The sequence below is a fragment of the Breoghania sp. JC706 genome, assembly GCF_037026715.1.
In the GTDB taxonomy this organism is placed as follows: domain Bacteria; phylum Pseudomonadota; class Alphaproteobacteria; order Rhizobiales; family Stappiaceae; genus Breoghania.
In genome coordinates this window covers 319,696-344,390 of sequence record NZ_JBANCG010000006.1, presented here as the reverse complement: position 1 = coordinate 344,390, position 24,695 = coordinate 319,696, and the positions used below count along the sequence as shown (strand labels likewise).

Genomic DNA, 24,695 nt, shown 5'->3' with positions numbered 1-24,695 from the left:
GGATGACCGCTACCGGCAGTTCTTGCAATACGGCATTGGTGGCGACACGCGCACGCTCAGCCGCGTTCGCGCTCCACCGCGCGCCAGCCGATATCGCGCCGGCAAAAGCCTTCCGGCCAGTCGATCGCATCGACCGCGCGGTAGGCCCGCTTTTGCGCCTCGGCAACCGTCGTCCCCAGCGCGGTGACGCCGAGCACCCGGCCGCCGTTGGCGAGGATCCGGTCACCATCGGCCTTCGTGCCGGCATGGAAGATCTCCACCGCCGGATCGGACGCCGCCGCATCGAGCCCGCGGATTTCCGTGCCTTTCTCGTAAGATCCCGGATAGCCCTTCGCCGCGACCACGACGCAGAGCGCGCTTTCGTTGCGCCACGACACGGACTTGCCTTCGAGCTTGCCGTCCGCGGCGGCCAGAAGAAGCTCCAGCAGATCGCTTTCAAGCCGCATCATCAGCGCCTGGCATTCCGGATCGCCGAAGCGGACATTGTATTCGATCAGTTCGGGACCATCCTTGGTGATCATCAGCCCGGCATAGAGGATGCCGGTGAAGGGACAGCCCATGTCGGCCATGCCGCGCAGGGTCGGCTCGATGATCTCGGCCATGGTACGGGCGACGAGCGCGTCGCTCATGACGGGAGCGGGCGAATAGGCGCCCATACCGCCGGTGTTGGGGCCCTCGTCGCCGTCGAAGACGCGCTTATGGTCCTGCGCGGTGGCAAGCGGCAGTGCGGTCTTGCCATCGCAGATCGCGAAGAAGCTCGCCTCCTCGCCGTCGAGGAACGCCTCGATCACCACTTCGGCGCCCGCGTCTCCGAAGCTGCCCTCAAAGCAGGCCGCAACCGCGTCGAGCGCCTGTTCTTCGGTCATCGCGACGACGACGCCCTTGCCGGCGGCCAGCCCGTCCGCCTTGACGACGATGGGCGCGCCCTTGTCGCGTACATAGGCCGCCGCGCTCGCCGCATCGGTGAAGCGACCGTAGGCGCCGGTCGGAATGCCGTATTTCGCGCAGAGATCCTTGGTGAAGCCCTTGGAGCCCTCAAGCCGGGCGGCAGCCGTGCTCGGTCCGAAGACCCTGATGCCGGCCGCGACCAGATCGTCGGCAAGGCCCGCCACCAGCGGCGCCTCGGGGCCGACAACGACGAGGTCGATCGCCTTTTCCCGACAGAATGCCACGACAGCCGCATGATCGGCGACATCGAGGCCGGCGCTTGTCGCCACGCGGTCGATGCCGGCATTCCCCGGAGCGGCGTAAAGCGCCTCGATCAGCGGCGATTTGGCGAGCGCCCAGGCCAGCGCGTGTTCGCGCCCGCCGGAGCCAATGAGAAGAACGTTCATGGTGATCCCGTCGCGGATGAAGGTCGTCGCCGGGGTCTAGCATGCCGGCGCGCGCAGGCAAATCCGTTCCGCTCTTGACCTTGGCTCCGTTCCGCGCGAACTCAGGGAGCAAGCAGCCACCCCCAGCGCGGTATCGACATGAAGATGCAATTTCCCGGCGCGGTGACGGAAGCCGTCGCAGACGCCGTTTCCGGCAACTGGGTCGACCGGTTCGCCCCCGATTGGCTCAAGCCCTATGCACGGCTTGCGCGCTGGGACCGGCCGATCGGCTGGTGGCTGCTGATGTGGCCGTGCTGGTGGTCGGCGGCGCTGGCGGCGGAAGCCGCCGGATACATGTTGCCGAACATCTGGCACCTCGTGCTTTTCATGATCGGCGCGATCGCCATGCGCGGGGCCGGCTGCACCTACAACGACATCGTCGACCGCAACTACGACGGCATGGTCGAGCGCACGCGCTCGCGCCCCATCCCCTCCGGTCAGGTGTCCACGGTGCAGGCCGTCGTCTTCATGGTCCTGCAGGCGCTGGCCGGCCTTGTGGTGCTGCTGCAATTCAACACCTACACCATCGTGCTGGGCCTGTGCTCGCTCTTCGTGGTGGCGGTCTATCCATTCATGAAGCGGATCACCTACTGGCCGCAATCCGTCCTGGGCCTTGCCTTCAACTGGGGCGCGCTGGTGGGCTGGAGCGCTGTCTTCGGACATCTCTCCTGGGCGCCGGTGGCGCTTTATGCCGGCGGGATCCTATGGACCATCGGCTACGACACGATCTACGCCCATCAGGACAAGGAAGACGACGCGCTGATCGGGGTTAAATCCACTGCGCGCCTGTTCGGCGGCTGGACGGAGACCGCCGTTTCCGTCCTTTACCTCGGCGCGACGGGCTTCTTCGTGCTGGCGGCGACGCTCGCCGACGCCGGTCCTCTCGCCTTCCTCGGCCTCGCTGTCGGTGCCGTCCATTTCATCTGGCAGATCATCGTTCTCGACATCGACGACAACGACCAGTGCCTCAAGCTCTTCCGCTCCAACCGCATCTATGGCTGGATCATCTTCATCGGCTTCGTGCTGGACGGACTGATCGCCAATTTCTGAGATTTGTGCCAATACTTGCGGATCGGCCAACACGGTTCGGCCAATGCAGCTCGGGGGGGAGACGAACATGAGCGAGCACGTTCACTGGATGCTGGAACTGGCGCTGAAGGACGGCGCGGCGGAGGACTTCAAGGCGCTGATGCGCGAGATGGTGGAGGCGACCAGGGCCGACGAGCCGGGCGCGCTCATCTACGAGTGGTACATCGACGAGGCGGAGACGAGCGTCCATATCTCCGAACGCTATGCCGACTCAGCGGCCACGATGACGCATCTCAACAATTTCGGCACGAAGTTCGCAGCCCGCTTCATGGAACTCGCCCGGCCGACGCGCATGACCGTCTACGGCACGCCGAACGAGGAAGCCAGCGCCGCGCTCAAACGCCTTAACGCGACGTTTCTGAGCGAGATCGGCGGCTTCGCGCGCTAGACACACGGGCGCGAATTCAGACCCGCTCTCACCGCCTGTCGCGAAAAAATCCCTTCAGCAGATCTGCCGCCTGCTTCTCTCCGATGCCGGAATAGACCTCCGGCGCGTGGTGGCAGGTGGCCTGCGCGAAAAAGCGCGGGCCGTGCTCCACGGCCCCGCCCTTGGGATCGCCAGCACCGAAATAAAGCCGCCTGATGCGGGCGAACGAGATCGCGGCCGCGCACATGGCGCAAGGCTCCAGCGTCACGTAGAGATCGCAGTCGCCGAGCCGCTGCGAACTCAGCCTTGCCGCAGCCTCGCGAATGACGAGAACCTCGGCATGCGCGGTAGGATCGTTGTCGGAAAGCGTCCGATTGCCCGCCGCCGCGAGAATTTCGCCATCGCGCACGATCACCGCCCCTACGGGCACCTCGCCGCGCGCTGCCGCCGCTTCCGCCTGCGCGAACGCGGCGTCCATGAAGGAAGAGGATCTCGTCATGGCCGGCACGCTAGCGGCAAGCGGCCAATTTTAGAAGACGGGGAATTTTGCCCTTTCCCGTATCTCCCCGCATTTTCCCTCACGCGAGCGCTATTTCGTTTCCGCCGCGCGCGACCTCTGCTATCACCCGCACCATGGTGAAAGACACATCGAAATCGACGGCTGCGGACAAGGATACCGATGCCGACCCGGACGCGGACAAGGGCGAGCGCATCGCCAAGGTGATGGCGCGCGCAGGGCTTTGCTCGCGGCGCGAGGCGGAAGGCTGGATCGCCGCCGGCCGCGTCGAACTCAACGGACGCACCCTCACCACCCCCGCCGTCACCGTGACCGCGCGGGACACTGTGATGGTGGACGGCAAGGCCCTGCCGACGCGCGAGCGCACGCGGTTGTGGCTCTTCAACAAGCCCAAGGGCTTCGTCACCACATCGCGCGATCCGGAAGGCCGGCCGACCGTTTTCCAGCGGCTGCCGAAGGATCTGCCGCGCGTCATTTCCGTCGGCCGGCTCGACATCAACACCGAAGGCCTGCTGCTGCTGACCAACGACGGCGGGCTTGCCCGCGTTCTGGAACTTCCCGCAACAGGCTGGCTGCGCCGCTACCGCGTGCGCGCCCACGGCAAGGTGACCCAGGCGGATCTCGACGCGCTGAAGAATGGCATCGCCATCGACGGCGTCTTCTACGGCGCGATCGAGGCCGAGGTCGACCGCGAGCAGGGCTCCAACATGTGGCTGACGCTGGGCCTGCGCGAGGGCAAGAACCGCGAGGTCAAGCGCGTTCTGGAACATCTCGGGCTCTCGGTGAACCGCCTCATCCGCATTTCCTTCGGCCCCTTCCAGCTCGCTGACTTGCCGGAAGGCACGGTGCGCGAGATCCGCGGACGCGTGCTGCGCGACCAGCTCGGCGACAAGCTCGCGCGCGAGGCAGGCGCCGACTTCGAAGCGCCGGTCAACCAGCGCGCACAGGACCAGAAGAAACAGGCCGCCGGCGCGAAGACCGCGAAGAAGGCCGGCGGCAAGCCGCGCAAGACCGAGCCCGGCTGGATCAGCGCCAAACAGGGCGAGCAGGCGCACGCCAAGGCCCATCCGAAGCACAAGGCAGCCGGAACGAAGCCCGCTCTCCGCTCGAAACCTGAAACCGAAACGGCGGCGTCTGCGAAGGGGCAAGGGGCCGGCAGCCGGCTTCCTGCAAATGCGCGGCCCGGTGGCACTGGCGGACGCGGACCGACCGGAAGGGGGCCGGCACGCGAGGGATCTGCCGGCAAGGGCACCGGATCGCGTGGGGCGGGAAGCCCGAAACCGGGAAGCCGGGGACCGCGTTCGCGGCCGCCGAAATCGTAAGGCCGACGTCCCATGCGCATCGTTTCGGGCCGCTTTCGCGGCACCCATCTCGCAACGCCCAAGGGCGAGGGCACACGCCCAACGTCCGACCGGCTGCGCGAGACCATCTTCAACATTCTCGCCCACGGCCACGATGACGCCGTGGTCGACGCCCGCGTGCTCGATCTCTTCGCCGGCACCGGCGCGCTCGGGCTGGAAGCGCTGAGCCGCGGGGCGCGGGCCTGTGTGTTCATCGAGGATGCGGTGGAGCCGCGCGGCCTTATCCGGCGCAACGTGGAGACGATGGGGCTGACCGGCGTCACCAAGATCTTCCGTCGCGACGCGACCAGGCTCGGCGATGCCGGCACGATCGAGCCGTTCGATCTCGTCTTTCTCGATCCTCCCTATCGCAAGGGGCTGGGCGAGAAGGCGCTGGCAAGCGCGAAGGCCGGCGGATGGCTGAAGCCCGGCGCCTTGTGCGTGCTGGAGGAGGCCGCCGACGCGGTTGTGGAGACCCCGTCCGGATTTACGCCGCTCGACGAACGCGCGGCCGGCGACAGCAAGGTCCTGTTCCTGCGCCTTGCCAGCGAATAACGGACCCGTTGTTCCAGAATTGTCGGGCCGGTCCTTGCCTTTCGAAACGACAACCCCAAATGTGCCCTGACGACACGGGGTAATCCGACTGGACACCCCGATTGAGCGCCCCGTGCCCGCACATTCCCGACCCCACCCAAGGCATCCATGGTTCCGATCCTTAAGATTTCCGGGCTTTCCAAGGTCTATGACAGCGGCTTCACGGCGCTGAAGTCGGTCGACCTCGAAATCGCGAAGGGCGAGATTTTCGCGCTTCTCGGTCCCAACGGCGCCGGCAAGACGACGCTGATCTCCATCATCTGCGGCCTGGTCAACCCGACCGGCGGCACGGTCGTCGCCGCCGGACACGACGTCATCCGCGATTACCGTACGGCGCGTTCGATGATCGGGCTGGTGCCGCAGGAGCTCACCACCGATGCCTTCGAGACCGTGTGGGCGACGGTAAGCTTCTCGCGCGGGCTCTTCGGCAAGCCGAAGAACCCGGCCCATATCGAGAAGGTGCTGAAGGCACTCAGCCTCTACGACAAGCGCAATTCCAAGGTGATGACGCTGTCGGGCGGCATGAAGCGGCGCGTGCTGATCGCCAAGGCGCTTGCGCACGAGCCGGAGATCCTGTTCCTCGACGAGCCGACGGCTGGCGTCGACGTGGAGCTCAGGCGCGACATGTGGAACGTGGTGCGCGAGCTACGTGACGGTGGCGTGACCATCATCCTGACCACCCACTACATCGAGGAAGCCGAGGAGATGGCCGACCGGGTCGGCATCATCAGCAAGGGCGAACTGATGCTGGTGGAGGACAAGAACGAGCTGATGCGCAAGCTCGGCCGCAAGCAGCTCCGCCTCACGCTGGCCGAACCGCTCGCCGCGCTACCGGAAGCTCTCACCGGCCGCGGTCTGGAACTGGAGGAAGACGGATGCGAACTCGTCTACACCTATGACAGCCAGGGCGAGCGCACCGGCATCACTGGACTTCTCGCCGACCTGTCGCAAAACGGCATCCGCTTCAAGGATCTCGACACCAGCCAGAGTTCGCTGGAGGAGATCTTCGTCAATCTGGTGAGGGATCAGCAATGAACTTTTACGCCGTGCGCGCGATCTACACCTATGAGATGGCCCGCGCCTTCCGCACGCTGCTGCAAAGCGTCGTCTCGCCGGTCATCTCCACATCGCTGTACTTCGTCGTCTTCGGCGCGGCGATCGGTTCGCGTATCGACGAGATCAACGGCGTCTCCTACGGCGCCTTCATCGTGCCGGGCCTGATCATGCTCTCGCTGCTGACCCAGAGCCTGACCAACGCCGCCTTCGGCATCTATTTCCCGAAGTTCGTCGGCACCATCTACGAGGTGCTGTCGGCCCCCGTCTCGTTTGTCGAGGTGGTGATCGCCTATGTGGGAGCAGCTGCAACCAAGTCGATCATGCTGGGGCTGATCATCCTGGCGACGGCTAGCCTGTTCGTTCCGCTCAGGATCGAGCACCCCTTCGTCATGCTCACCTTCCTGGTCCTGACCGCCGTGACGTTCTCGCTCTTCGGCTTCATCATCGGCATCTGGGCCGACAACTTCGAGAAGCTGCAGCTCGTGCCGCTTCTGATCGTGACGCCACTCACCTTTCTCGGCGGCAGCTTCTATTCCATCGACATGCTGCCGCCCTTCTGGCGCACCGCGACGCTGTTCAATCCGGTCGTGTATCTGGTGTCCGGCTTCCGCTGGAGCTTCTACGGGGTGGCCGACGTCTCGGTCTGGATCTCGCTTACCATGACTGGCGTATTCCTCGCGATCTGCCTGACCGCAATCTGGTGGATCTTTCACACCGGCTGGCGCCTTAAAGCATAGATAAAAAACAACATTGTTATTTTTTTCGATTGAAATTATAGTATTTTCTTTGTTGACGTTAGGTTCACTTTATTCAATATTGAAAGAAAGATGCGATCTTCTTTGTATCAAAATCACATGAGAAATCCGCCGCGACATGGAATGTGTTTTTTGTCGCGGAATACGGGGGGATAGCTCGGATATGCTACCCGCAAAAAAAGAATTTATTGATCAAAACAAGGTCATGATCGTCGATGACGATGAAGATGACATCTATCTGATGAAGAAAGCACTCGTCAGGTTACAGGAATCTGCGCGGGTCAATCTTGACCTTACCTTCATCCTGTCCGGTTCGGAGGCGCTCGGGGAAATTGATCGTGGTCTCATGGACAATGCCCTGCCCGACAAGATCTTTCTCGATCTCAACATGCCGGGCGTCAATGGGCTGGATGTGCTGCAATATTGCATGGCGCAGGAGATCCTCGACAAGGTCGAGGTCGTCGTGATCACCACCGCGTCTGATCCCGACACCCATCAGGCGGCTCTGGCGCGGGGTGCGAAGTCCGTGTGCGTCAAGCCGAACAGCTTGCAGGAAATGTCGGATCTCGTCTCCCGCCTGCTGAACATAAGCTGACGATCGCCTGCCCCAAGCGGGTTCTCAGGCGGAATGAGGGCAACGCCGGCCGACAGGTGCGGTGGCGCTTGCGAAAGCGTCGGCAGCAAATCGGGTCGCAAACGATGCCAGGCGCCTGTCGCGGTCCTGAAAAATCCTGAACAATCCTGAGCGCAACAGGCATCAGGTTTGTGAACCCTCGTGTCCATTGCCTCAGACGGCGGGACTTTGGAATCTCCCCTTATCGACACGCGGCCGTTTGCGCGGATACACTCCCATCATCGGAATATGAGCGGACACGTTTGCGGCTCGGGCGGCAACAGCATTGCCGATCGGGCTCACCGTGCATGCTCTGACCACTTTCTGTCTTCGGGCCGTCATCCCCGGACAAACCGTGATCCGGCCGCAATACGGATCACCTCACGCAGCATGTCATGGCGTGCCGAACATCGTGCAGGTCGTGCGGGGGATGCAGTGTCGCGATACGGCGGACGGAGACCGGCGGAGGAGGAGCCGCGGTCATGCTTGGCAACTTGGAGAATTTCTTCCAGACCACATCGTTCATGGCGCATGGCTACTGCCTTACCTGGCGCGGTGACCTGATCGCCCTGCACGCGCTGTCCGACGGACTGACATTCCTCAGTTACGTTCTGATTCCCGTTGGCATGGTCTACTTCGTGAAGAAGCGCAGGGACCTGGCCCACAAGGGCATCTTCAGCCTGTTCGCAGCCTTCATTCTCGCCTGCGGGGCAACCCATCTGCTCGCGATGATCACCCTGTGGGACCCCATCTACGGACTGGAAGGACTGGTGAAGGCGCTGAACGCCCTCATCTCCATGGCAACTGTCGTCGCCCTCTATTTCGTCATTCCGCGGGCGCTGCAACTGCCCAGTCCCGCAATGCTGCGCGAAGCGAACCTCCAGCTCGTCGACGAGGTGGAACGCCACAGCCGCACCAATCGCGATCTGATCCGGCTGCAGGACCAGTTGCGCGAGCACATGAAGGCCCGTGCCCAGGAAATGGAGGCCAAGGCCGGCGAACTGGAGCAAGCCAACGAAAGCCTGCGCCGCTTCGCCCACATCGCCTCGCACGACCTGCAGGAACCGTTGCGCAAGATCGCGGTCTACACTGACGTTCTGGAACAGGCCGTCGCGAAGGACGACAGGGAGGAAACGCTGCGCACCTCGCAGCGCCTGCAGGCAATGTCCGCGCGCGCCCGCACGATGGTGGGCGACCTTCTGCGCTTTTCCAAGATGAGCCAGTACGAACCCGCCCGGACGCCTTTGGACATGGTGGCCGCGGTGCAGGAAGTGGCGGAGCTTTTCGAGCAACAGATCGCGGCGCGCGCCGGCACGCTCGACATCGAGGTTGAGGGACTGACCGCACATGCGGACCCGCTACTGGTGCGCCAGATCTTTCAGAACATCATCGGCAACGCGGTCAAATACGTGCCGCAGAGCCGAAGCCCGGCGATACGGGTAACATCGCAGTCGAGCCCCGAGGGACGGACGATCACCGTGGCCGACAACGGTCTCGGCTTCGACCCGGAACTGAAGTCGAGGATTTTCGAGCCCTTCACCCGGCTGCACGGGCGCGACGTGGCGGACGGAACCGGGATCGGCCTTGCGATCGTCGCGCGCGCCGTCCAGAGCATGAACTGGAAGATCGACGTCGACACCGAGCCCGAGGTCGGTACGCGCTTCACCCTCTTCATCCCGCGGAAGGACATCATCGGCAAGGCGTGAGCCCCCAGCCGGTCGCACGGCCTATTTCAGCCCAACGATCGGCAGAGACCAAAAGAGGCGCCCGAAGGCGCCTCTTGTCGAAATCTGGCGTATCGTCCGCCCGAAGGTTCAGCCGTGCCGCGCGCGACGCGTCGCCTCAATGGCACGGTTGAGATACATGTCGCGGTCATAGACGTCGGCATAGTACTTGACCACGCCGGTCTTGGCGTCCGGCCAGGCCGTGAAATACGCCACGTAGACCGGAATATCGGCGCTCACCGCTTCGGACTCGTTCTTGCCCTGGGCGATGCGGTCTTCGACATAGGTCTTGTCCTTGCCGAGCACCGCCGCCGCCATCGCCTGCGGGTCCTGCAGGCGCACGCAGCCGTGGCTGAAGGCCCGGTCCGTGCGCTGGAACAGCGACTTGGCCGGCGTGTCGTGCATGTAGATGTGGTGCTTGTTCGGGAACAGGATCTTCAGTTTGCCGAGCGCGTTTGAGCGCCCGGGAAGCTGACGCACGTTGATGCTCTGCTTCTTGGCCGCAACGGCCCGCCAGTCGACGGAAGCCGAGGAGACCTGCCGACCGTTCACGGTCGTCACCTCATACCCGGAATCGTCGAGGTAATACGGGTTGTTGTTCAGCTTCGGGATCATCTCGTTGACGATGATCGAATAGGGCACACCCCAGTAGGGATTGTATTCCACCGTCTTGATGCGATCGTAGAAGAAGTTGGTCTGGTTCGACTTCTTGCCGACGACGACGCGCATCGACAGCGGGTCCCTTCCCGGCTGCGTATAGGTCACCTTGAAGGCGGGCTGGTTGATGAACACGCGCCGCTCGCCGAGATCGCGCGGCAGCCAGCGCAGCCGCTCCATCGCGAGCTTCACCTTGTCGATCTTGGAATCGAGCGACATCCCGACCATCGTGCGCACCGTGTTCGGGCCCACGACGCCATCGGCGGAAAGACCGGCCTCGCGCTGGTAGTCCTTCACCAGCGACACCAGCTCCGGCGTGTAGGTTTCGCCGCCATCATAGGTGTCGAACGTGTCGGCGTGATCCGTCTTCAGGTCTTCGGAGGCCTTCAGACTGATCGCCTTGACGACATTCGCCATTTCCGGATTGCTCTGGCCCGGCTTGATCAGCGTGCCGGGCGCGATGGAGACAGGGGCCTCATCGCTCTGGGTCTTCAGCGTGGCCAGGGTGGCGACGAGTTCCTTGAACTCCCGGGACGAGGGATTGCGCGCCTCCAGATAGGCGGCAACATCGTCGCTTGCGGCAAGGCTCGCCATGGTCTTGCCGAGGTCGACCTCGTGACGCGGCAGATCGTGGTAGCCGGAAATGCGGTCGGGATCGACGCGGCCACGCTGGGCATCGAGGGCGTAGGTGAGAGTTGCGGCCGAAAGCTCCATCTCGAAGCGCATAAGTTCGCGCTCATGGGCACGCGCCTGCATGCCCGGCGACGAAATGCCGGCATCGCTGACGATCCCGGAGCCGGTCGCCTCGTTGCTGGCCACCTCGACGTCGGAGGCGCGCATCGCGACCGTCTCCTGCGGCAGCTCCACCGCATAGTCGGCAGGCTCGAGCCCGACCTTGCCGGCATCGGCCAGAACCTTCATGGCCGCGCGGGCCTTGTCGGACACCTTGCCATCCTTCACCCAGACGAAAGCGGGCTTCCTGGCGTAATAGGTCTCGATCGCATCGATGACGGACGGCAGCGCACGCAGCTGCAAGCCGGCGAGCGTCGGGGCATCGCGCTCGAACGGCGTGGGCGTCGCCGGGTTCGCGGCAGGCGCATCCGCAGTCGCGGGGTCCGCGGTGGCCATCTCCGTCTCCGCAACGGGCGTCTCGGCGGAAGTGGTGTCAGCAGCCGTCGTGTCCGTTTCCGGCGCGGAGGCGGCAGCGGTTGCCGCCTCGCTGGTCGCGGCATCGCCGTTCGCCACATCACCGGTCGCACCAGTGTCGGTCGCAGCAGTGTCGGTCGCCGCTTCGGCTTCCGTCCCCGCCGCCGTCGAATCGGCCGGGCTGTCGCCGTAGGCGGCAATGGAACCGGTCATGCGAACGTCGCCGGCGCGCTCGGGCGACTGGTCGGTCGCTGCGGCCTGAGCGTGGGCCTGAGCTTGGGCGGCGGCGGCTTCCTGCTGGCGCTTGGCGGCAGCCTCGGCGACGGCGCGCGACAATGCGTCCAGCGAAACGGTCTTCAGCTCGTCCGGCTGGTAGGTATAGTATTTCGGGCTGGAAACGTGGGCCTTGACCGGCTCGGGGTCGTAGCGGTCGTAATCTTCGTCCTGGCCCTGGGAGCCCCAGCCGCCCCAGCCGAAGAAGCCGCTGCCCCGCGATTCCCGACGCGGTTCGCGGTAGCCGCGCGGCGCGCGCTCGGCGCGGGGATCGCGATAGTCGCGCCCATCCGACTGCATGCGCATGCGCTCGACGCTGCGCGCGCCGGCCAATCGGTCCGCCATGTCGGCGAAGGCCGGTTGACTTGTCGTCACCACCGCACTTGCAAGAAGGGCGGAAACAAAGGCCGCCCGGTGGCCGCGCATCCTGAACGTCATTAGGAACCTACCAGATTTCTTCGCCGTCATTCAGGGATCAGAATCGCCTGAACAATGTTAACCAAACACTACACCGGTCACGATCGGGGATCACATATGAGCGAGGTCGGTTTCCCGTTTTTTCGCCGCCTCGCCCGCCCGGCCGTCCCATAGATCGGGATGGCCCGCTTATGCGCCTGTAACTTGGACTAAAATGCAGCAAATGCGTTGGAGTTCCGGTGATTTACATCACTGTTTGCACCATCGCCACCCCCGTGAAAACCTGCAGGCGCCCGCCGGTCGCAGATTTCCGCCACGCGGGCGTTGTCGTTCACGATGCCGTGCGTAGCTTTCGCCAGGCATGTGTCACCCACGCCACACGCCCGATCGGCTCTCCATTCATCAGCGCCGACCGAACAGCTTTTCGATGTCGGCGAGCTTCAGTTCGATCCAGGTCGGCCGGCCGTGGTTGCACTGGCCTGAAAGCGGCGTCGCCTCCATTTCGCGCAGGAGCGCGTTCATCTCCTCCGGCCTGAGCCTGCGGCCCGAGCGCACCGAACCGTGGCAGGCCATGGTCGCGGCGACATGGTCGAGCCGCTCGCGCAAACGCGTCGCCTCACTCATGTCGGCGATGTCGTCGGCGATATCGCGCACCAGGCCCCTGATATCGGTATCCCCCAGAAGCGCCGGCGTTTCGCGCACCGCCACGGCGCCCGGCCCGAAGCCCTCCAGCACCAGTCCGCATTCGGCCAGTTCGTCGGCCCGGTCGAGCAGACGCTCCACATCCTCCTGCGCCAGCTCCACCACTTCAGGGATCAGCAGCATCTGGCTCGCCACGCCCTTGGCTGCCAGCGCCTCCTTGAGGCGTTCGTAGACGAGCCGTTCGTGGGCTGCGTGCTGGTCGACGATGACGAGACCGTCCTCGGTCTGGGCGACGATGTAATTGGCATGAAGCTGCGCCCGGGCCGCTCCCAGAGGGCGCGCCTGCAAACCGAGATCGACAGGGGCAGCATCGGCGCGCGTATCGGCGGACGTCGCATCGAAGCCGGCGAACGGCGCCTGAGCCTCGGCGAAGCCCGATGCGGCCATGTCCGGCGCGGCGCGTTCCAGTATGCCCACTGACGAACCATCCTGATCTTGAAGCGGTCGGAAGGCCGAAAGCCGCCAGTCCTGCGCATCCCCCGAAGGCCTGCCGGAGACGGGGCGTGCTGCCGTATATCCGCCGGGCCAGGATCCGGCTGGCGCCGCCGGGGCATTGCCGCCCTGCCAGCCGCCCTGCCCGGCTCCAGTCCGAGGATCGACCCCGTTCGGCCGGGCGAAATCGAGCGCCTCTCTGGCACCGGTGGACGATGCCCTGTGCCCGGCCTCCACCAGCGCGCGTTTGATGGCACCGACCATTAGCCCGCGCACGAGCTGGCTGTCGCGAAAGCGCACGTCGGCCTTGGCGGGATGCACGTTGACGTCGACCTGATGCGGGTCGAGATCGAGATCGAGCACGACGATGGGGTGTCGGTCGCGTGCCAATACGTCCGCATAGGCGCCGCGCAGCGCGCCCAGAAGCAGCTTGTCGCGCACCGGCCGGCCGTTGACGAAGAAGAACTGCTGCAGCGCGTTCGCCCGGTGATAGGTAGGAAGCCCGGCAAAGCCCGTCAGCCGCACGCCCTCGCGTTCCGCGTCGATCGCCATGGCATTGTCGACGAAGTCGGCGCCGATGACCTGGCCGATGCGGGCAAGGCGCGCATCCGGGCCGGTTGCGGCAGGCAGGTCGAGCGGCTGGCGCCGATCGGGGCCCGCCAGAGAAAAGCGCACATGCGGGTGGGCGAGCGCGATTCGCTTGACGACCTCGGTGATCGCGGCGGTCTCGGCGCGGTCGGTTTTCAGGAATTTCAGCCGGGCGGGCGTTGCGAAGAAAAGATCGCGCACCTCCACCCGCGTGCCGCGATTGAGAGCGGAGGGCGTGACGTCCCCCTTCTCGCCACCGTCAACCGTAATCTCCCAGCCGTGCGGCTCGGCCGCATTGCGGGTGGCGATGGTCAGACGTGCCACAGCGCCGATGGAGGGCAGCGCCTCGCCGCGAAACCCGAGCGTGCGGATATCCATCAGGTCATTTTCGGCCAGTTTCGAGGTGCAGTGGCGTTCGACCGCGAGGGCAAGGTCAGCCGCCGTCATGCCCGCACCGTCGTCGGAGACGCGCATGAGCGTCTTGCCGCCGGCCGCCGTCACCACCTCGATGCGCGAGGCGCCGGCATCGAGCGCGTTCTCCACCAGTTCCTTCACCACCGAGGCCGGTCGCTCGATCACCTCGCCGGCGGCGATGCGGTTGATGACCGTTTCTGAAAGCTGCCTGACTGCCACGCCCTGTTCCTGTGGAGTTCCTGCCGGTTTGCCTGCCGGTGATCGCCGTGCCGGCCGCCATAGCCTGCCGGGAATTGAGGGCTTGCGGGGGCCGGTCGTTCGACTATGGTGCGGCCGCACGCCGCTTGAAATGCCACCCTCACGAAACGGGGGACGCCCAAACCGGCGCGCGAATCCTTATCCGTTTCATTCTATCAGATGCGAGACCCGATGACCGCCGACAGCCTGCTTCTTCCCGGACTTTCGATGATCGCATCCGACTACGACGGCATCCTGTGCGACGTGTGGGGTGTCGTGCACAACGGCGTGCGCGTCAATCCGGGCGCGAGCGAGGCGCTGTCGCGGTTTCGTGAACAGGGCGGCCGCGTAGTGCTGATCACCAATGCGCCGCGCCCGTCCGCCCCCATCTACGACCAGCTCGACAGTCTCGGCTGCCCGCGCGACGCCTACGACACCATCGTCACCTCCGGCGATGTGACCCACGGACTGCTCAAGGCCTACGAGGGCGACACGGTCGTCCATATCGGGCCGGAGCGCGACTATACGCTCTACGAGGGAACAGGCCTTGCCGCGGTCGAGGACGATACGCGCGCGCCCGACGGTGGACTGATCGTCTGCACCGGCCTCTACGACGACGTCGACGAGACGCCGGAGGATTACCACGACAGGTTCAGATCGCTGATTTCGCGCGGTTTCTCGATGGTCTGCGCCAATCCTGACGTGGTCGTGGAGCGCGGCAACACGCTGATCTGGTGCGCGGGCGCGCTGGCGCGCGACTATGCGGCGCTTGGCGGCAAGGTGCAGATCCTCGGCAAGCCCTACAAGCCGATCTACGACCGCGCCATCGGCGAGCTGGAACGGCTCTCCGGCCGACCGCAGGACCGGGCGAAGGTGCTGGCCATCGGCGATGGCCTGCCGACCGACATCAAGGGCGCCTGCGGACAGGGGCTCGATGTTCTCTTCATCACCGCCGGCATCCACGCCGCCGATTTCGGCGCGGCGGAGATGCCCGACGGCGGACTGGTGAAGGACCGGCTGGAAAGTGAAGGACTGTCTGCGCGCGCGGCGATGCCGCGTCTCGTCTGGTAGACACGTTCGCGCCCAACCTTCCCCCGCACATCAAAAAGGCCCCGGGCGATACCGCCTCGGGGCCTTTTTGATCTGTCTGCTGCGAGGGGCATGACACCCCGGAGAACAACAGGCCGGGCAAGCGTCCGGCTGCGCGTCAGTCGAAGAGTTTGTCGATATCCGCCTGATCGGCTCCGCCGAGCATGGCATCGATCTCGTCCTGCGAGACGCCCTCGCCGGCATGCTGGGGACCGTGCAGGATGAGTTCGCGACGCCGGCGCTCTTCGTCGGTTTCCTCGATGTCGCTTTCGTCGGTCTCCATGATCCGCAGGCGCTCGACGAAGTTCGAGACGCGCTCGTCGATGTAGGACAACGTCTTGACGACCTTGGAAATCCGCTGACCCGTGATGTCCTGGAAGGCACAGGCCTCGAAGATCTCGATCATCTTGTCGCCGACCATCGTCTGATAGGCGGTCGCATCGGACGTGTCGGCGGCCATGATCTCTTCAGCCGCGGCCATGATGGTCTGTGTCGCCTCTTCGGTCGCCTCGACGATGGCGTCGAGTTCGCGGCCGGCCTGCGGAATGCGGTTGTGCTTCATGTCGGAGGCGCGCAGCTGCACGACCTCCTGCTTCATCCGCGCGATTTCCTTGGCGATATCCTCGAATTCCTGGCGCATCGAAGGCGCGTAGGAATGGAGGAAGCCCTTGAAATCGCCGGCCATCACTTCCGCCAGACGCATGACGTCGTTCAGCGAAACCTCATCGCCGCGTGCCTTGTTGTCCTCGAGGAACTTGATCACGCCCGAGAGGTCGTGCTTTGTCATCGGCACCATGGCATTTGTCCTGTCTACCGCGCGCGTCGATACCGTTTCGGCCCCGCGCGGGCTGTTTTCATTGTTTCCGTCGGCGGCTGCGTTTCCGGCCGCCGGTTGCGAAACCGCGACAGGTCCCGGCTCGTCGGATGCCGAAACCTGGTTAGCCGGTTCGTCTTCTTGTGTTACGGCGGGCGGCGGCGCGTGCCGGGTCCCGTCTGACCGATTGCGCATGCCCTTGAAGCCGGTCGCTAGTCGTTGAAGACCGCGTCGATCTTGCCCTTCAGCGTCTGCGCATTGAACGGCTTCACGATGTAGTTGTTCACGCCGGCCTTCTTCGCGGCGATGACGTTCTCCGTCTTGGATTCCGCCGTCACCATGATGAAGGGCGTCTTGCAAAGACCCGAATCGGAACGAACCTGCTTCAGCAGCTCGTATCCGGTCATCGGTTCCATGTTCCAGTCAGAGATCACAAGACCGTACTTGCGCTGTTTCATCTTCTCCAGCGCCTCGGTGCCATCGGCCGCGTCATCGATATCACTGAAGCCGAGCTGCTTCAGCAGGTTGCGAATGATGCGGATCATCGTCTTGTAATCGTCAACCACAAGAACCGGCATCGAAAGATCAAGGGCCATATTTTACTCCATGCACTCACCTGAACAGCCATGGCCATCGCGGCCGCACAGCGTTGTGACGATCCAGGAAAGAGATCTGCCGGTTCCCCGGCTCCCCACGCGTGGCGCCACAATAGGCAGAGGGGACTGAAAAGAGAGTTAAGATTCGAGGATAGACATATACCCCCTATGCGAATGCTCCAAAAGCAGAATTGAGGCCGAGCATCCCGGAGCCTAACCTGTAGCCTCCACCGGCGCTTTTTTGGATCGAGACGATGTCCCTCCCCCCTCTGCGTACGCTCTATTTCGAAGACCTGGAAATCGGGATGAGCGAGAGCCTGAAGAAGACCGTCCGCAGTGATGACGTCGTCGGATTTGCCGAGGTCTCCGGCGACCGCAACCCGATCCATCTCTCCGAGCACTTCGCCGCCCGCACGCCGTTCCGCACCCGCATCGCGCACGGGCTTTATACCGCGAGCCTGATTTCCGCGCTGCTGGGTACCCGCTTGCCCGGCCCCGGCGCGATCTATCTGTCGCAGACGCTCAACTTCAAGGCGCCGGTGAAGATCGACGACGAACTTACTGTCACGATCACGGTCGCCGAGCTGGTGGAGCGCGGCCGGAAGGCTCGCCTTGCCTGTCTGGCCATGGTGGGAGAAACCGTCGTTCTGGAAGGCGAAGCCGTGGTGAAGGTGCCCGCCAGAGACACGTCCGGCGGGGTCGCGTAAGGGACATCCCGCCCCATTCGGCTCTTTCCTCCCTGTATTCCTTCTTCCTCCTTGTATTCCGTCGAACTCCTCCGCCCCTTTCCGTCTCACGAGCCCTTCGCGGGCGCGCACCGGGCACCGTGAGACACCTTGCCCGGTCCGTGCGCGTCGTTTCCACGCTTGACCTTTGCAAGTTAAGTCGGCACGGTCCGGCCCGCTTCTCCCAACCATCGGGATCCGTCCTTATGCCGAATGCCGCCGCACCGGCGCCGAAAGCGTTCCACGCCGCCTATTCCCTCGATGCCTTTCCCGACGCACTGAAGGGCGGGGTCGTCGGCATCGGCAATTTCGACGGCGTGCACCGCGGCCACCAGTCAGTGCTGGAACGGGTGCAGGAGGAAGCCGGCAAGCTCGGTGTTCCCGGCTACGTCATGACGTTCGAGCCGCACCCCAGAGCTGTCTTCACTCCGCAAAAGCTGTTGTTCCGGCTGACCCCGCCGCACGCGAAGGCGGAGATCGTGCGCGCCTTCGGTCTCGACGGGCTGCTCGTCCTGCCCTTCGATGCCTCCTTCGCGCTGCGCGAAGCGTCGGATTTCGTGGAGCGCATTCTGGTCAAGCGGCTTGGCATCGTGCATGCGGTCACCGGCTACGACTTCCATTTCGGCCGGGCGCGCGCGGGTACGCCGGACTACCTGCGCCAGTCGGGCGAGAAGCACGGTTTCGGCGTCTCCATCGTCGATCGCGTGCATGACGAGGGCGGCGAGACGATCTCGTCCAGCCGCATCCGCGAGGCACTCACCGCCGGCGAGATCACGCTCGCAAACGCGCTGCTGGGCTATCGCTGGTTTGCGGAAGGCACCGTGCGCGACGGCGACAAGCGCGGCCGCACGATCGGCTATCCGACCGCCAACATCGCGCTCGATCCCGATTGCACGCTCGCCCACGGCATCTATGCGGTGCGCACCGTGATCGACGGCGTGCTGCATGACGGGGTGGCGAACTTCGGCCGCCGGCCGACCTTCGACAACGGCGCGCCGCTGCTGGAGGTCCACGTCTTCGACTTTTCCGGCGATCTTTATGGCAAGACGCTGAAGGTCTCGTTCGTCTCCTTCCTGCGCAGCGAGGAAAAGTTCGACAGCGTGGAAGCGCTGGTCGCGCAGATGGATCGCGACAGCGAGGAGGCGCGCGCCGCGATCGCCTCGCTCGCGCCGCTGTCGCCGCTCGATCTCGCGCTCTACGACATTCCGCTGGCGGGCTGATCTGCGCCCGCTGCCTTCGCCCGTGCAAGGCCGAGCGCCAGCACAATCGCGACGAGGAGCGGGGCGACGGGCAGGCCGAGATAGAGGCCGATGCCGCCCGTCGCGGCGCCGAGGATGACAACCAGCGCAAGGCCCGTCACCTCCCAGGGCAGGAAGCCCCGCCGCAATCCGTCGCGGACGAGGAAGGCGACCGGCACCAGCAGCACCGTCAGATCGTAGGTGAGCGCGAACGGCGTCGCCAGCAGGCCCGCGGCGATCAGCACGCAGGCGCGGGCGGTGAAATCGCGGACGTGCCGCCACACCACCGCCACCGCAACGACCGCGGCAACGGATGCCGCGCCCTGACAGACCCAGGCCTCCGGGCTGGAAAACCCGAGCACCCGGGCGGCGCCATAGACCGACACCATCTTTCCCCATTCGACCCAGCCGTTTTCGAGGATTTCGGTTCCAAGGTGAGCCTGCGCGAGAAAGGCGAACCATGGCTCGATGCCGAAGGCCGCCCAGCTTGCCAGTGCGAAGAGGATCGCGCTGACTGCGGCACCGAAGATCGCGCGCCAGTCCCCGGCCGCGAGCAGGGCGACGGGAATCAGCAGGCCGAGCTGCGGCTTGTAGGTCAGCAGCCCGATAAGAAGGCCGGCGAGAAAATGACGCCGCCGTTCCATGGCCGACAGCGCGAGGCCGAGAAGGCCGGCAGAGATAAGCGCGTTCTGGCCGTGGAGCAGCGTGTTGATCACCATCGGTGCCGCCAGCATCGCGACGGCGTGACGCCAGGTTCCGATGATCACGCGCATGGCCGGCAGAAACAGCGCGAGGCCCGCGAGGGAAAAGCCGACGAAGGCCGGCACGAATCCCGTCGTTCCGAACGGCAGCACCAGAAGCAGAAAGGTGGGCGGATAGAGGAAGGAGAAAAATGTCGCCGGATCGCCGCTGAGGCTTGTCTGATAGGCTTGGAAGGCCGCCGTGTCATAGGGGGCCGCCGGCATGCCGGCGAGCGCTTCACGCGCTGCGGCCCAGAAACTCAGGAAATCGGTGAGCAGCACGGTCCCGGTCGGGGCGTGATAGGCATTGGGAACAAGGATCACCGCGATGAAGGCCAGCACGTAGGCGGCGAGCGCGAGCTTTACCGCGAAGCTTACGAGATCGGGCCGGATCCACGTACCCTCGCGCATTTTCGTCATGATACCCGACATTCCCGCCCCTTGCGTCACGTTCCCGCCTCTCGCGTCACGCTCCTGACGGCCTCGGGATCGGCACAACAACGTATGTCGATAATTTCAAGAAAACCTTGCCCGGAAGAGATTTCGGCTTTCCCAGTCCCGGGCGCGGCGAAATCCGTCACCGCGCCCTTCTGGAAGAAATGCTCGAAAGACATCTGCAAGATCAGGCACCAGCAAGATCGCTACAGGGCCGACCTCACCGCGCCATGCACGTGACCTCCACCGGCACAGAGGCCTTTGCGAGCCGGCGGCCGATCTCCCAGGGCTTGGGATGCTTGTTTGCCTTGCGCCGGCATCCCATCACGACGGAGACCTTGTTGACGACCTTATAGGTCCATTCGCGATCGAGAATGGCCGCGTTGGACCAGCCATCCGCCTTCAGTTTCGCACGCTGGTGCTCGCAATAGGCCTGCGGGCTCTTGAGGCCGGCCAGATAGACCGCCGACATAGGCACCTGCTTGGAGGCGATGCGCTTGAACGTGCGCTGATCCTTGCCGTTGAAGGAAAAGATCTCCGGCCGCCCTTCATAGCTTGCGTGCTCCATCAGCGGCCCGCTCGGCACGCCGACCATCGCCCGGACATCGGTAATTCGGTTGCCCTTCTTGCAAGCACCTTCCGTTCTGACGACGAACGTATAGGAGTTGCCCGGCGACACGTATTTGTCGCCCTGCACCTTCACCTTGATCGGAAACGGCAGTTGATGCTTTTCGATATTCAAGGATTGGGGCTTTCCCTCGGGTTTCGCATACACTTGCGTTGACATAAATCCAACGACAAACGCCGCTCCAACGAGAAACAATTTCGTTTTCATTTAAGTTTTCCATCATGAAATTCATCTGATGGAGCGTTTCTATAATTTTCGCAAAATGAATACTGTTGTCCAGATCACATCCAGGAGACTTGTGGCGATGGCGTCCGGTTGGCCGGGACGCGGCGACACGGTCATCGGGGCGTGCGCCATAAACACTTTATTCGACGGCCTTTCGCTGATATCAGAACCGGCATGATGCGCTCGTTTTCCCCTCGGCGGTGTTCGCCGGCTCCGCACCACATACGAATTACCGGCCCGGCCTTCGGCTGAGGCGGCATGCCGCCGAGCCTGAGGGACCGGGACGAAGGTGCCTGCATGACAGCCGGCCGCTCCACTCTTTCCTTTCGCGTTCGCGCCGACGCGAGGCCCCGCGTGATCACGCCGCCGCCCGCGCTTCGGCTCCAGGACCAGCAGACCGATCGATGACCGAAACACGCGACTATTCGAAAACCCTCTTCCTGCCCCAGACCGATTTTCCCATGCGCGCCGGGCTCCCCAAGAAGGAGCCTGAAATCCTCGCACGCTGGAAGGCGATGGATCTCTACAAGCGTCTGCGCGACGACGCGCACGGCAAGAAGAAGTTCCTGCTGCACGACGGCCCTCCCTATGCCAACGGCAATGTCCATATCGGCACCGCACTGAACAAGACGCTGAAGGACATCATCACCCGCTCCATGCAGATGACGGGGTGGGACAGCAACTACGTGCCCGGCTGGGACTGCCACGGCCTGCCGATCGAATGGAAGGTCGAGGAGGAGAACTACCGCTCCAAGGGCAAGCCGAAGCCCGATCTCACCGACCCGGACGCGATGGTCGCCTTCCGTCAGGAATGCCGCGCCTATGCGGAACACTGGATCGGCGTGCAGCGCGAGGAGTTCAAGCGCCTCGGCATCGAGGGCGACTGGGACAATCCGTACCTGACGATGCGCTACGAATCCGAGGCCGTCATCGCCTCGGAGCTGATGAAGTTCGCGCGCACCGGCCAGCTCTATCGCGGCTCCAAGCCGATCATGTGGTCGGTGGTCGAAAAGACCGCGCTCGCGGAAGCCGAGATCGAATACTATGATTACGAGTCCGACACGATCTGGGTGAAGTTCCCGGTGACGGAAGCCGGCGGCACGAACGAGGCCGCCGCTGAGGAACTGCTCGATGCCGCCGTCGTCATCTGGACGACGACACCGTGGACGATGCCGGGCAACCGTGCTGTCTGCTTCTCCTCGCACATTTCCTATGGCCTTTACGAGGTGACGACGGCCGAGAACGATTTCGGCCCGCAACCCGGCGAGAAGCTGATCTTCGCCGATACGCTTGCCGCCGAATGCGCCGCCAAGGCCAAGGTGACCTTCAAGCGCCTGCGCGACGTTACCGCCGACGAACTCGCCGCCCTGACGCTCGCCCATCCGCTCCGCGAACTCGGCTACGATTTCGACGTTCCCCTTCTCGATGGCGACCATGTCACCGACGATGCGGGCACGGGCTTCGTGCACACGGCACCCAGCCACGGCGCGGACGACTTCGAGATCTGGATGGCAAAGCGTGCCGAGATCGAGGCGCGCGGCATCTCCTCCAACATCCCCTTCACGGTGGACGACGCCGGTTACTACACGGCCGACGCGCCGGGCTTCGGACCGGATTCGGAAGGCGGCCCGGCCCAGGTCATCACCGCAAAGGGCGAGAAGGGCGACGCCAACAAGCGCGTGATCGCGGCGCTGATCGCGGCGGACGCACTTTTCGCGCGCGGTCGCCTGAAGCACCAGTATCCGCATTCCTGGCGCTCCAAGAAGCCGATCATCTTCCGCAACACGCCGCAGTGGTTCGTCTACATGGACAAGGAGCTGTCCGACGGCTCCACCTTGCGCGCACGTGCGCTGAACGCCATCGACGGAACCCGTTTCGTGCCCGCGTCGGGCCAGAACCGCCTTCGCTCGATGATCGAGCACCGGCCGGACTGGGTGCTGTCGCGCCAGCGCGCATGGGGCGTGCCCATCACCGTATTCCGTCATGAGGACGGACGGGTAGCGCCGGGCCCCGATTTCGACAAGTCCGACGACCTCATCGCCCGCATCGCCGACGCCTTCACGGCCGAAGGCGCGGATGCCTGGTACAAGGAAGGCGCCAAAGAGCGGTTCCTCGGCGGTCTGGTCGAAGATATGGAGAACTGGACCCAGGTCACCGACATTCTCGACGTGTGGTTCGACTCAGGCTCCACCCATGCCTTCTGTCTGGAAAAGCGCCCCGACCTGAGCCCCAAGCGCACGGTCGACGGCGGCGAGGACTATGTCCTCTATCTGGAAGGCTCCGACCAGCATCGCGGCTGGTTCCATTCCTCGCTGCTGGAAAGCTGCGGCACGCGCGGCCGGGCTCCCTACGATGCGGTCGTCACCCACGGCTTCACCATGGCCGAGGACGGGCGCAAGATGTCGAAGTCGCTCGGCAATCAGACCTTCCCGCAGGACGTCATCAAGCAGTACGGCGCCGATATCCTGCGGCTGTGGGTGGCGGCGGGCGACTATACCGACGACCAGCGCATTGGCGCGGAAATCCTCAAGACCAACGCGGACGCGTATCGCAAGATGCGCAACACCATCCGCTGGATGCTGGGCTCTCTGGCACATGCCACCGGCGAAGACGTGGCCTACAAGGACATGCCGGAGTTGGAGCGGCTGATGCTGAACCGGCTCGTCGAGCTCGACGGTGTGGTGCGCGCCGCCTACGACGCCTTCGACTTCAAGCGCGTCTTCTCGCAGGTCTTCAACTTCATGACCGTGGACCTGTCGGCCTTCTATTTCGACATCCGCAAGGACACGCTCTACTGCGATCCGATTTCCTCCACGCGGCGCAAGGCGGCGCTGTGGGTGATCGAGAAGCTGTTCGACGCGGTCGTGACCTGGCTCGCCCCCATCCTGCCCTTCACGATGGAGGAAAGCTGGATGTCGCGCCATGGCGAGGAGGCAGGCTCCGTGCACATGAGGCAGTTCCCGAGCTTCCCGGCCGAATGGCGTGACGGGGATCTGGCCGCACGCTGGGAGAAGATCCGCGACGTGCGCCGGGTCGTGACCGGCGCGCTGGAGCTGGAGCGCGCGGAAAAGCGTATCGGCTCTTCGCTGGAGGCGCATCCGACCGTCTACATCGCCGATCCGGAGTTGCTGGCCTCGCTGGAAGGTCGCGACATGGAAGACATCTGCATCACCAGCCAGCTGACCACCGTGGCGGGCGATGCGCCGGCGGGCGCCTTCACGCTCGATGACGTTCCCGGCGTCGGCGTGGTGCCGGGGCTGGCGCAAGGCACGAAGTGCGCCCGCTCGTGGAAAGTGCTTCCGCAGGTCGGCTCCGACCCCGACTATCCGGACGTGACCCCGCGCGATGCCCAGGCGCTGCGCGAATTCGATGCCCTCGCATCGACGACGGCCTGAGCGAACAAAGGGATGAGCGCGATGACCCCCTGGGGACGCCACAGCGGCATGGTCGCGCTCATCGCCATCGTCGGGCTCATGCTCGACCAGGCGACGAAGCTCTGGCTGCTCTATGGTTTTGATCTCGGCGCGGCGGGCCCCGTCGCGCTGACGTCCTTTCTCGACATCGTGCTGGTCTGGAACCGCGGCATTTCCTACGGCCTCTTCCAGCAGGACGGCGACATCGGGCGCTGGCTGCTGGCGGGTTTCACGCTCGTTGCCGGGGTGGCGATCTGGATCTGGGCCGCCAACGCCCGCCGCTTCGTCACCGGTCTCGCGCTCGGCCTGATCCTGGCGGGTGCCATCGGCAACGGTATCGACCGGCTGGTCTTTGGCGCCGTGGTCGATTTCGTGCATTTCCACGTGGGTTCGTTTTCGTGGTATGTGTTCAACGTGGCGGACGTCTGGATCGTTGCGGGCGTGATCGGCCTTCTGTATGACTGGGCGACCGATCGTGGCGGAAGCGCCGCAAAATAG

Annotated in this window: 20 protein-coding genes and 1 pseudogene; 13 read left to right on the top strand and 8 right to left on the bottom strand. The window is 64.4% G+C overall.

Translation table 11 applies throughout. The features are described 5' to 3' along the window. Nucleotides 1-56: 56 nt before the first annotated feature. Entirely contained in the window at nucleotides 57-1,334 is a 1,278-nt protein-coding gene (gene purD / locus V2L18_RS14700) for a phosphoribosylamine--glycine ligase (protein WP_336179010.1), read from the bottom strand. A gap of 138 nt (nucleotides 1,335-1,472) precedes the next feature. Between purD and ubiA the strand changes: the two genes are divergently transcribed. Next, complete coding sequence (ubiA, locus tag V2L18_RS14695) at nucleotides 1,473-2,423, top strand: 4-hydroxybenzoate octaprenyltransferase (protein WP_336179009.1); 951 nt, start codon at nucleotides 1,473-1,475, stop codon at nucleotides 2,421-2,423. Between the two features lie 67 nt (nucleotides 2,424-2,490). Next, a complete protein-coding gene (locus tag V2L18_RS14690; RefSeq protein ID WP_336179008.1) occupies nucleotides 2,491-2,850 on the top strand; it encodes an antibiotic biosynthesis monooxygenase in 360 nt (119 codons plus the stop codon). Nucleotides 2,851-2,878: 28 nt separating this feature from the next. On the opposite strand, the gene V2L18_RS14685 is transcribed toward V2L18_RS14690, so the two are convergent. After that, entirely contained in the window at nucleotides 2,879-3,328 is a 450-nt protein-coding gene (locus tag V2L18_RS14685; RefSeq protein ID WP_336179007.1) for a nucleoside deaminase, read from the bottom strand. 134 nt (nucleotides 3,329-3,462) lie between these two features. On the opposite strand from V2L18_RS14685, the pseudogene V2L18_RS14680 reads away from it, so the two are divergent. The 6 genes and pseudogenes from V2L18_RS14680 to V2L18_RS14655 all read left to right on the top strand — a co-directional run. Next, a pseudogene (locus tag V2L18_RS14680) lies at nucleotides 3,463-4,284 on the top strand (pseudouridine synthase); the annotation flags it as partial. A 396-nt stretch (nucleotides 4,285-4,680) separates the two neighbouring features. Then, nucleotides 4,681-5,241: a 16S rRNA (guanine(966)-N(2))-methyltransferase RsmD gene (gene rsmD / locus V2L18_RS14675; protein WP_336179006.1), complete on the top strand. Its 561-nt coding sequence runs from the start codon at nucleotides 4,681-4,683 to the stop codon at nucleotides 5,239-5,241. Nucleotides 5,242-5,388: 147 nt separating this feature from the next. After that, entirely contained in the window at nucleotides 5,389-6,315 is a 927-nt protein-coding gene (locus V2L18_RS14670) for an ABC transporter ATP-binding protein (RefSeq protein ID WP_336179005.1), read from the top strand. Continuing rightward, nucleotides 6,312-7,073: an ABC transporter permease gene (locus tag V2L18_RS14665; protein WP_336179004.1), complete on the top strand. Its 762-nt coding sequence runs from the start codon at nucleotides 6,312-6,314 to the stop codon at nucleotides 7,071-7,073. The genes V2L18_RS14670 and V2L18_RS14665 overlap by 4 nt, the downstream gene beginning before the upstream one ends. A 181-nt stretch (nucleotides 7,074-7,254) precedes the next feature. Next, on the top strand, nucleotides 7,255-7,686 hold the full coding sequence (locus V2L18_RS14660; RefSeq protein WP_336179003.1) for a response regulator: 432 nt from the start codon (nucleotides 7,255-7,257) through the stop codon (nucleotides 7,684-7,686). Between the two features lie 500 nt (nucleotides 7,687-8,186). Continuing rightward, nucleotides 8,187-9,410: an ATP-binding protein gene (locus V2L18_RS14655; protein ID WP_336179002.1), complete on the top strand. Its 1,224-nt coding sequence runs from the start codon at nucleotides 8,187-8,189 to the stop codon at nucleotides 9,408-9,410. A gap of 108 nt (nucleotides 9,411-9,518) precedes the next feature. Here V2L18_RS14655 and V2L18_RS14650 read toward each other — a convergent pair whose 3' ends face one another. Both V2L18_RS14650 and mutL read right to left on the bottom strand, forming a co-directional pair. Then, entirely contained in the window at nucleotides 9,519-11,942 is a 2,424-nt protein-coding gene (locus V2L18_RS14650; RefSeq protein WP_336179001.1) for a L,D-transpeptidase family protein, read from the bottom strand. A gap of 381 nt (nucleotides 11,943-12,323) precedes the next feature. Then, nucleotides 12,324-14,276, bottom strand: coding sequence for a DNA mismatch repair endonuclease MutL (gene mutL / locus V2L18_RS14645; protein ID WP_336179000.1), 1,953 nt, complete (start codon nucleotides 14,274-14,276; stop codon nucleotides 12,324-12,326). A 210-nt stretch (nucleotides 14,277-14,486) separates the two neighbouring features. On the opposite strand from mutL, the gene V2L18_RS14640 reads away from it, so the two are divergent. Further along, entirely contained in the window at nucleotides 14,487-15,365 is an 879-nt protein-coding gene (locus V2L18_RS14640; RefSeq protein WP_336178999.1) for a TIGR01459 family HAD-type hydrolase, read from the top strand. Between the two features lie 136 nt (nucleotides 15,366-15,501). Here the strand turns inward: V2L18_RS14640 and V2L18_RS14635 are convergent, their stop codons facing one another. Beyond that, entirely contained in the window at nucleotides 15,502-16,179 is a 678-nt protein-coding gene (locus tag V2L18_RS14635; RefSeq protein ID WP_336178998.1) for a protein phosphatase CheZ, read from the bottom strand. A 230-nt stretch (nucleotides 16,180-16,409) separates the two neighbouring features. Further along, nucleotides 16,410-16,793, bottom strand: a complete 384-nt coding sequence (locus tag V2L18_RS14630) for a response regulator (protein WP_107987885.1) — start codon at nucleotides 16,791-16,793, stop codon at nucleotides 16,410-16,412. Between the two features lie 254 nt (nucleotides 16,794-17,047). Here V2L18_RS14630 and V2L18_RS14625 point away from each other — a divergent pair, with 254 nt between their 5' ends. Continuing rightward, nucleotides 17,048-17,500 carry a MaoC family dehydratase gene (locus tag V2L18_RS14625; RefSeq protein WP_336178997.1) on the top strand — a complete coding sequence of 151 codons (453 nt, stop codon included), beginning with the start codon at nucleotides 17,048-17,050 and terminating at the stop codon, nucleotides 17,498-17,500. A gap of 224 nt (nucleotides 17,501-17,724) precedes the next feature. Then, a complete protein-coding gene (locus V2L18_RS14620; RefSeq protein WP_336178996.1) occupies nucleotides 17,725-18,738 on the top strand; it encodes a bifunctional riboflavin kinase/FAD synthetase in 1,014 nt (337 codons plus the stop codon). On the opposite strand, the gene V2L18_RS14615 is transcribed toward V2L18_RS14620, so the two are convergent. After that, the gene (locus tag V2L18_RS14615) at nucleotides 18,714-19,916 is read right to left on the bottom strand and encodes a glycosyltransferase family 87 protein (RefSeq protein WP_336178995.1); all 1,203 of its coding nucleotides are present in this window, start codon (nucleotides 19,914-19,916) and stop codon (nucleotides 18,714-18,716) included. The two genes, V2L18_RS14620 and V2L18_RS14615, sit on opposite strands and share 25 nt — an antisense overlap. A 235-nt stretch (nucleotides 19,917-20,151) precedes the next feature. After that, entirely contained in the window at nucleotides 20,152-20,673 is a 522-nt protein-coding gene (locus V2L18_RS14610) for a hypothetical protein (RefSeq protein ID WP_336178994.1), read from the bottom strand. A gap of 515 nt (nucleotides 20,674-21,188) precedes the next feature. Here V2L18_RS14610 and ileS point away from each other — a divergent pair. Continuing rightward, nucleotides 21,189-24,179, top strand: a complete 2,991-nt coding sequence (gene ileS / locus V2L18_RS14605) for an isoleucine--tRNA ligase (protein ID WP_336178993.1) — start codon at nucleotides 21,189-21,191, stop codon at nucleotides 24,177-24,179. A 12-nt stretch (nucleotides 24,180-24,191) separates the two neighbouring features. Then, nucleotides 24,192-24,695 (top strand): signal peptidase II, encoded by a 504-nt coding sequence (gene lspA / locus V2L18_RS14600; RefSeq protein WP_336178992.1) that lies wholly within the window; start codon nucleotides 24,192-24,194, stop codon nucleotides 24,693-24,695.

Bases quoted from the DNA above. Each gene is read 5' to 3' on its own strand.
- V2L18_RS14620 (WP_336178996.1), top strand. From the start codon at position 17,725: ATGCCGAATGCCGCCGCACCGGCGCCGAAAGCGTTCCACGCCGCCTAT.
- V2L18_RS14635 (WP_336178998.1), bottom strand. From the start codon at position 16,179: ATGGTGCCGATGACAAAGCACGACCTCTCGGGCGTGATCAAGTTCCTC.
- V2L18_RS14640 (WP_336178999.1), top strand. From the start codon at position 14,487: ATGACCGCCGACAGCCTGCTTCTTCCCGGACTTTCGATGATCGCATCC.
- lspA (WP_336178992.1), top strand. From the start codon at position 24,192: ATGAGCGCGATGACCCCCTGGGGACGCCACAGCGGCATGGTCGCGCTC.
- V2L18_RS14665 (WP_336179004.1), top strand. From the start codon at position 6,312: ATGAACTTTTACGCCGTGCGCGCGATCTACACCTATGAGATGGCCCGC.
- ileS (WP_336178993.1), top strand. From the start codon at position 21,189: ATGACCGAAACACGCGACTATTCGAAAACCCTCTTCCTGCCCCAGACC.
- V2L18_RS14655 (WP_336179002.1), top strand. From the start codon at position 8,187: ATGCTTGGCAACTTGGAGAATTTCTTCCAGACCACATCGTTCATGGCG.
- V2L18_RS14690 (WP_336179008.1), top strand. From the start codon at position 2,491: ATGAGCGAGCACGTTCACTGGATGCTGGAACTGGCGCTGAAGGACGGC.
- V2L18_RS14650 (WP_336179001.1), bottom strand. From the start codon at position 11,942: ATGACGTTCAGGATGCGCGGCCACCGGGCGGCCTTTGTTTCCGCCCTT.
- V2L18_RS14630 (WP_107987885.1), bottom strand. From the start codon at position 16,793: ATGGCCCTTGATCTTTCGATGCCGGTTCTTGTGGTTGACGATTACAAG.
- ubiA (WP_336179009.1), top strand. From the start codon at position 1,473: ATGAAGATGCAATTTCCCGGCGCGGTGACGGAAGCCGTCGCAGACGCC.
- V2L18_RS14660 (WP_336179003.1), top strand. From the start codon at position 7,255: ATGCTACCCGCAAAAAAAGAATTTATTGATCAAAACAAGGTCATGATC.
- V2L18_RS14625 (WP_336178997.1), top strand. From the start codon at position 17,048: ATGTCCCTCCCCCCTCTGCGTACGCTCTATTTCGAAGACCTGGAAATC.
- V2L18_RS14615 (WP_336178995.1), bottom strand. From the start codon at position 19,916: ATGACGAAAATGCGCGAGGGTACGTGGATCCGGCCCGATCTCGTAAGC.
- V2L18_RS14670 (WP_336179005.1), top strand. From the start codon at position 5,389: ATGGTTCCGATCCTTAAGATTTCCGGGCTTTCCAAGGTCTATGACAGC.
- rsmD (WP_336179006.1), top strand. From the start codon at position 4,681: ATGCGCATCGTTTCGGGCCGCTTTCGCGGCACCCATCTCGCAACGCCC.
- purD (WP_336179010.1), bottom strand. From the start codon at position 1,334: ATGAACGTTCTTCTCATTGGCTCCGGCGGGCGCGAACACGCGCTGGCC.
- V2L18_RS14685 (WP_336179007.1), bottom strand. From the start codon at position 3,328: ATGACGAGATCCTCTTCCTTCATGGACGCCGCGTTCGCGCAGGCGGAA.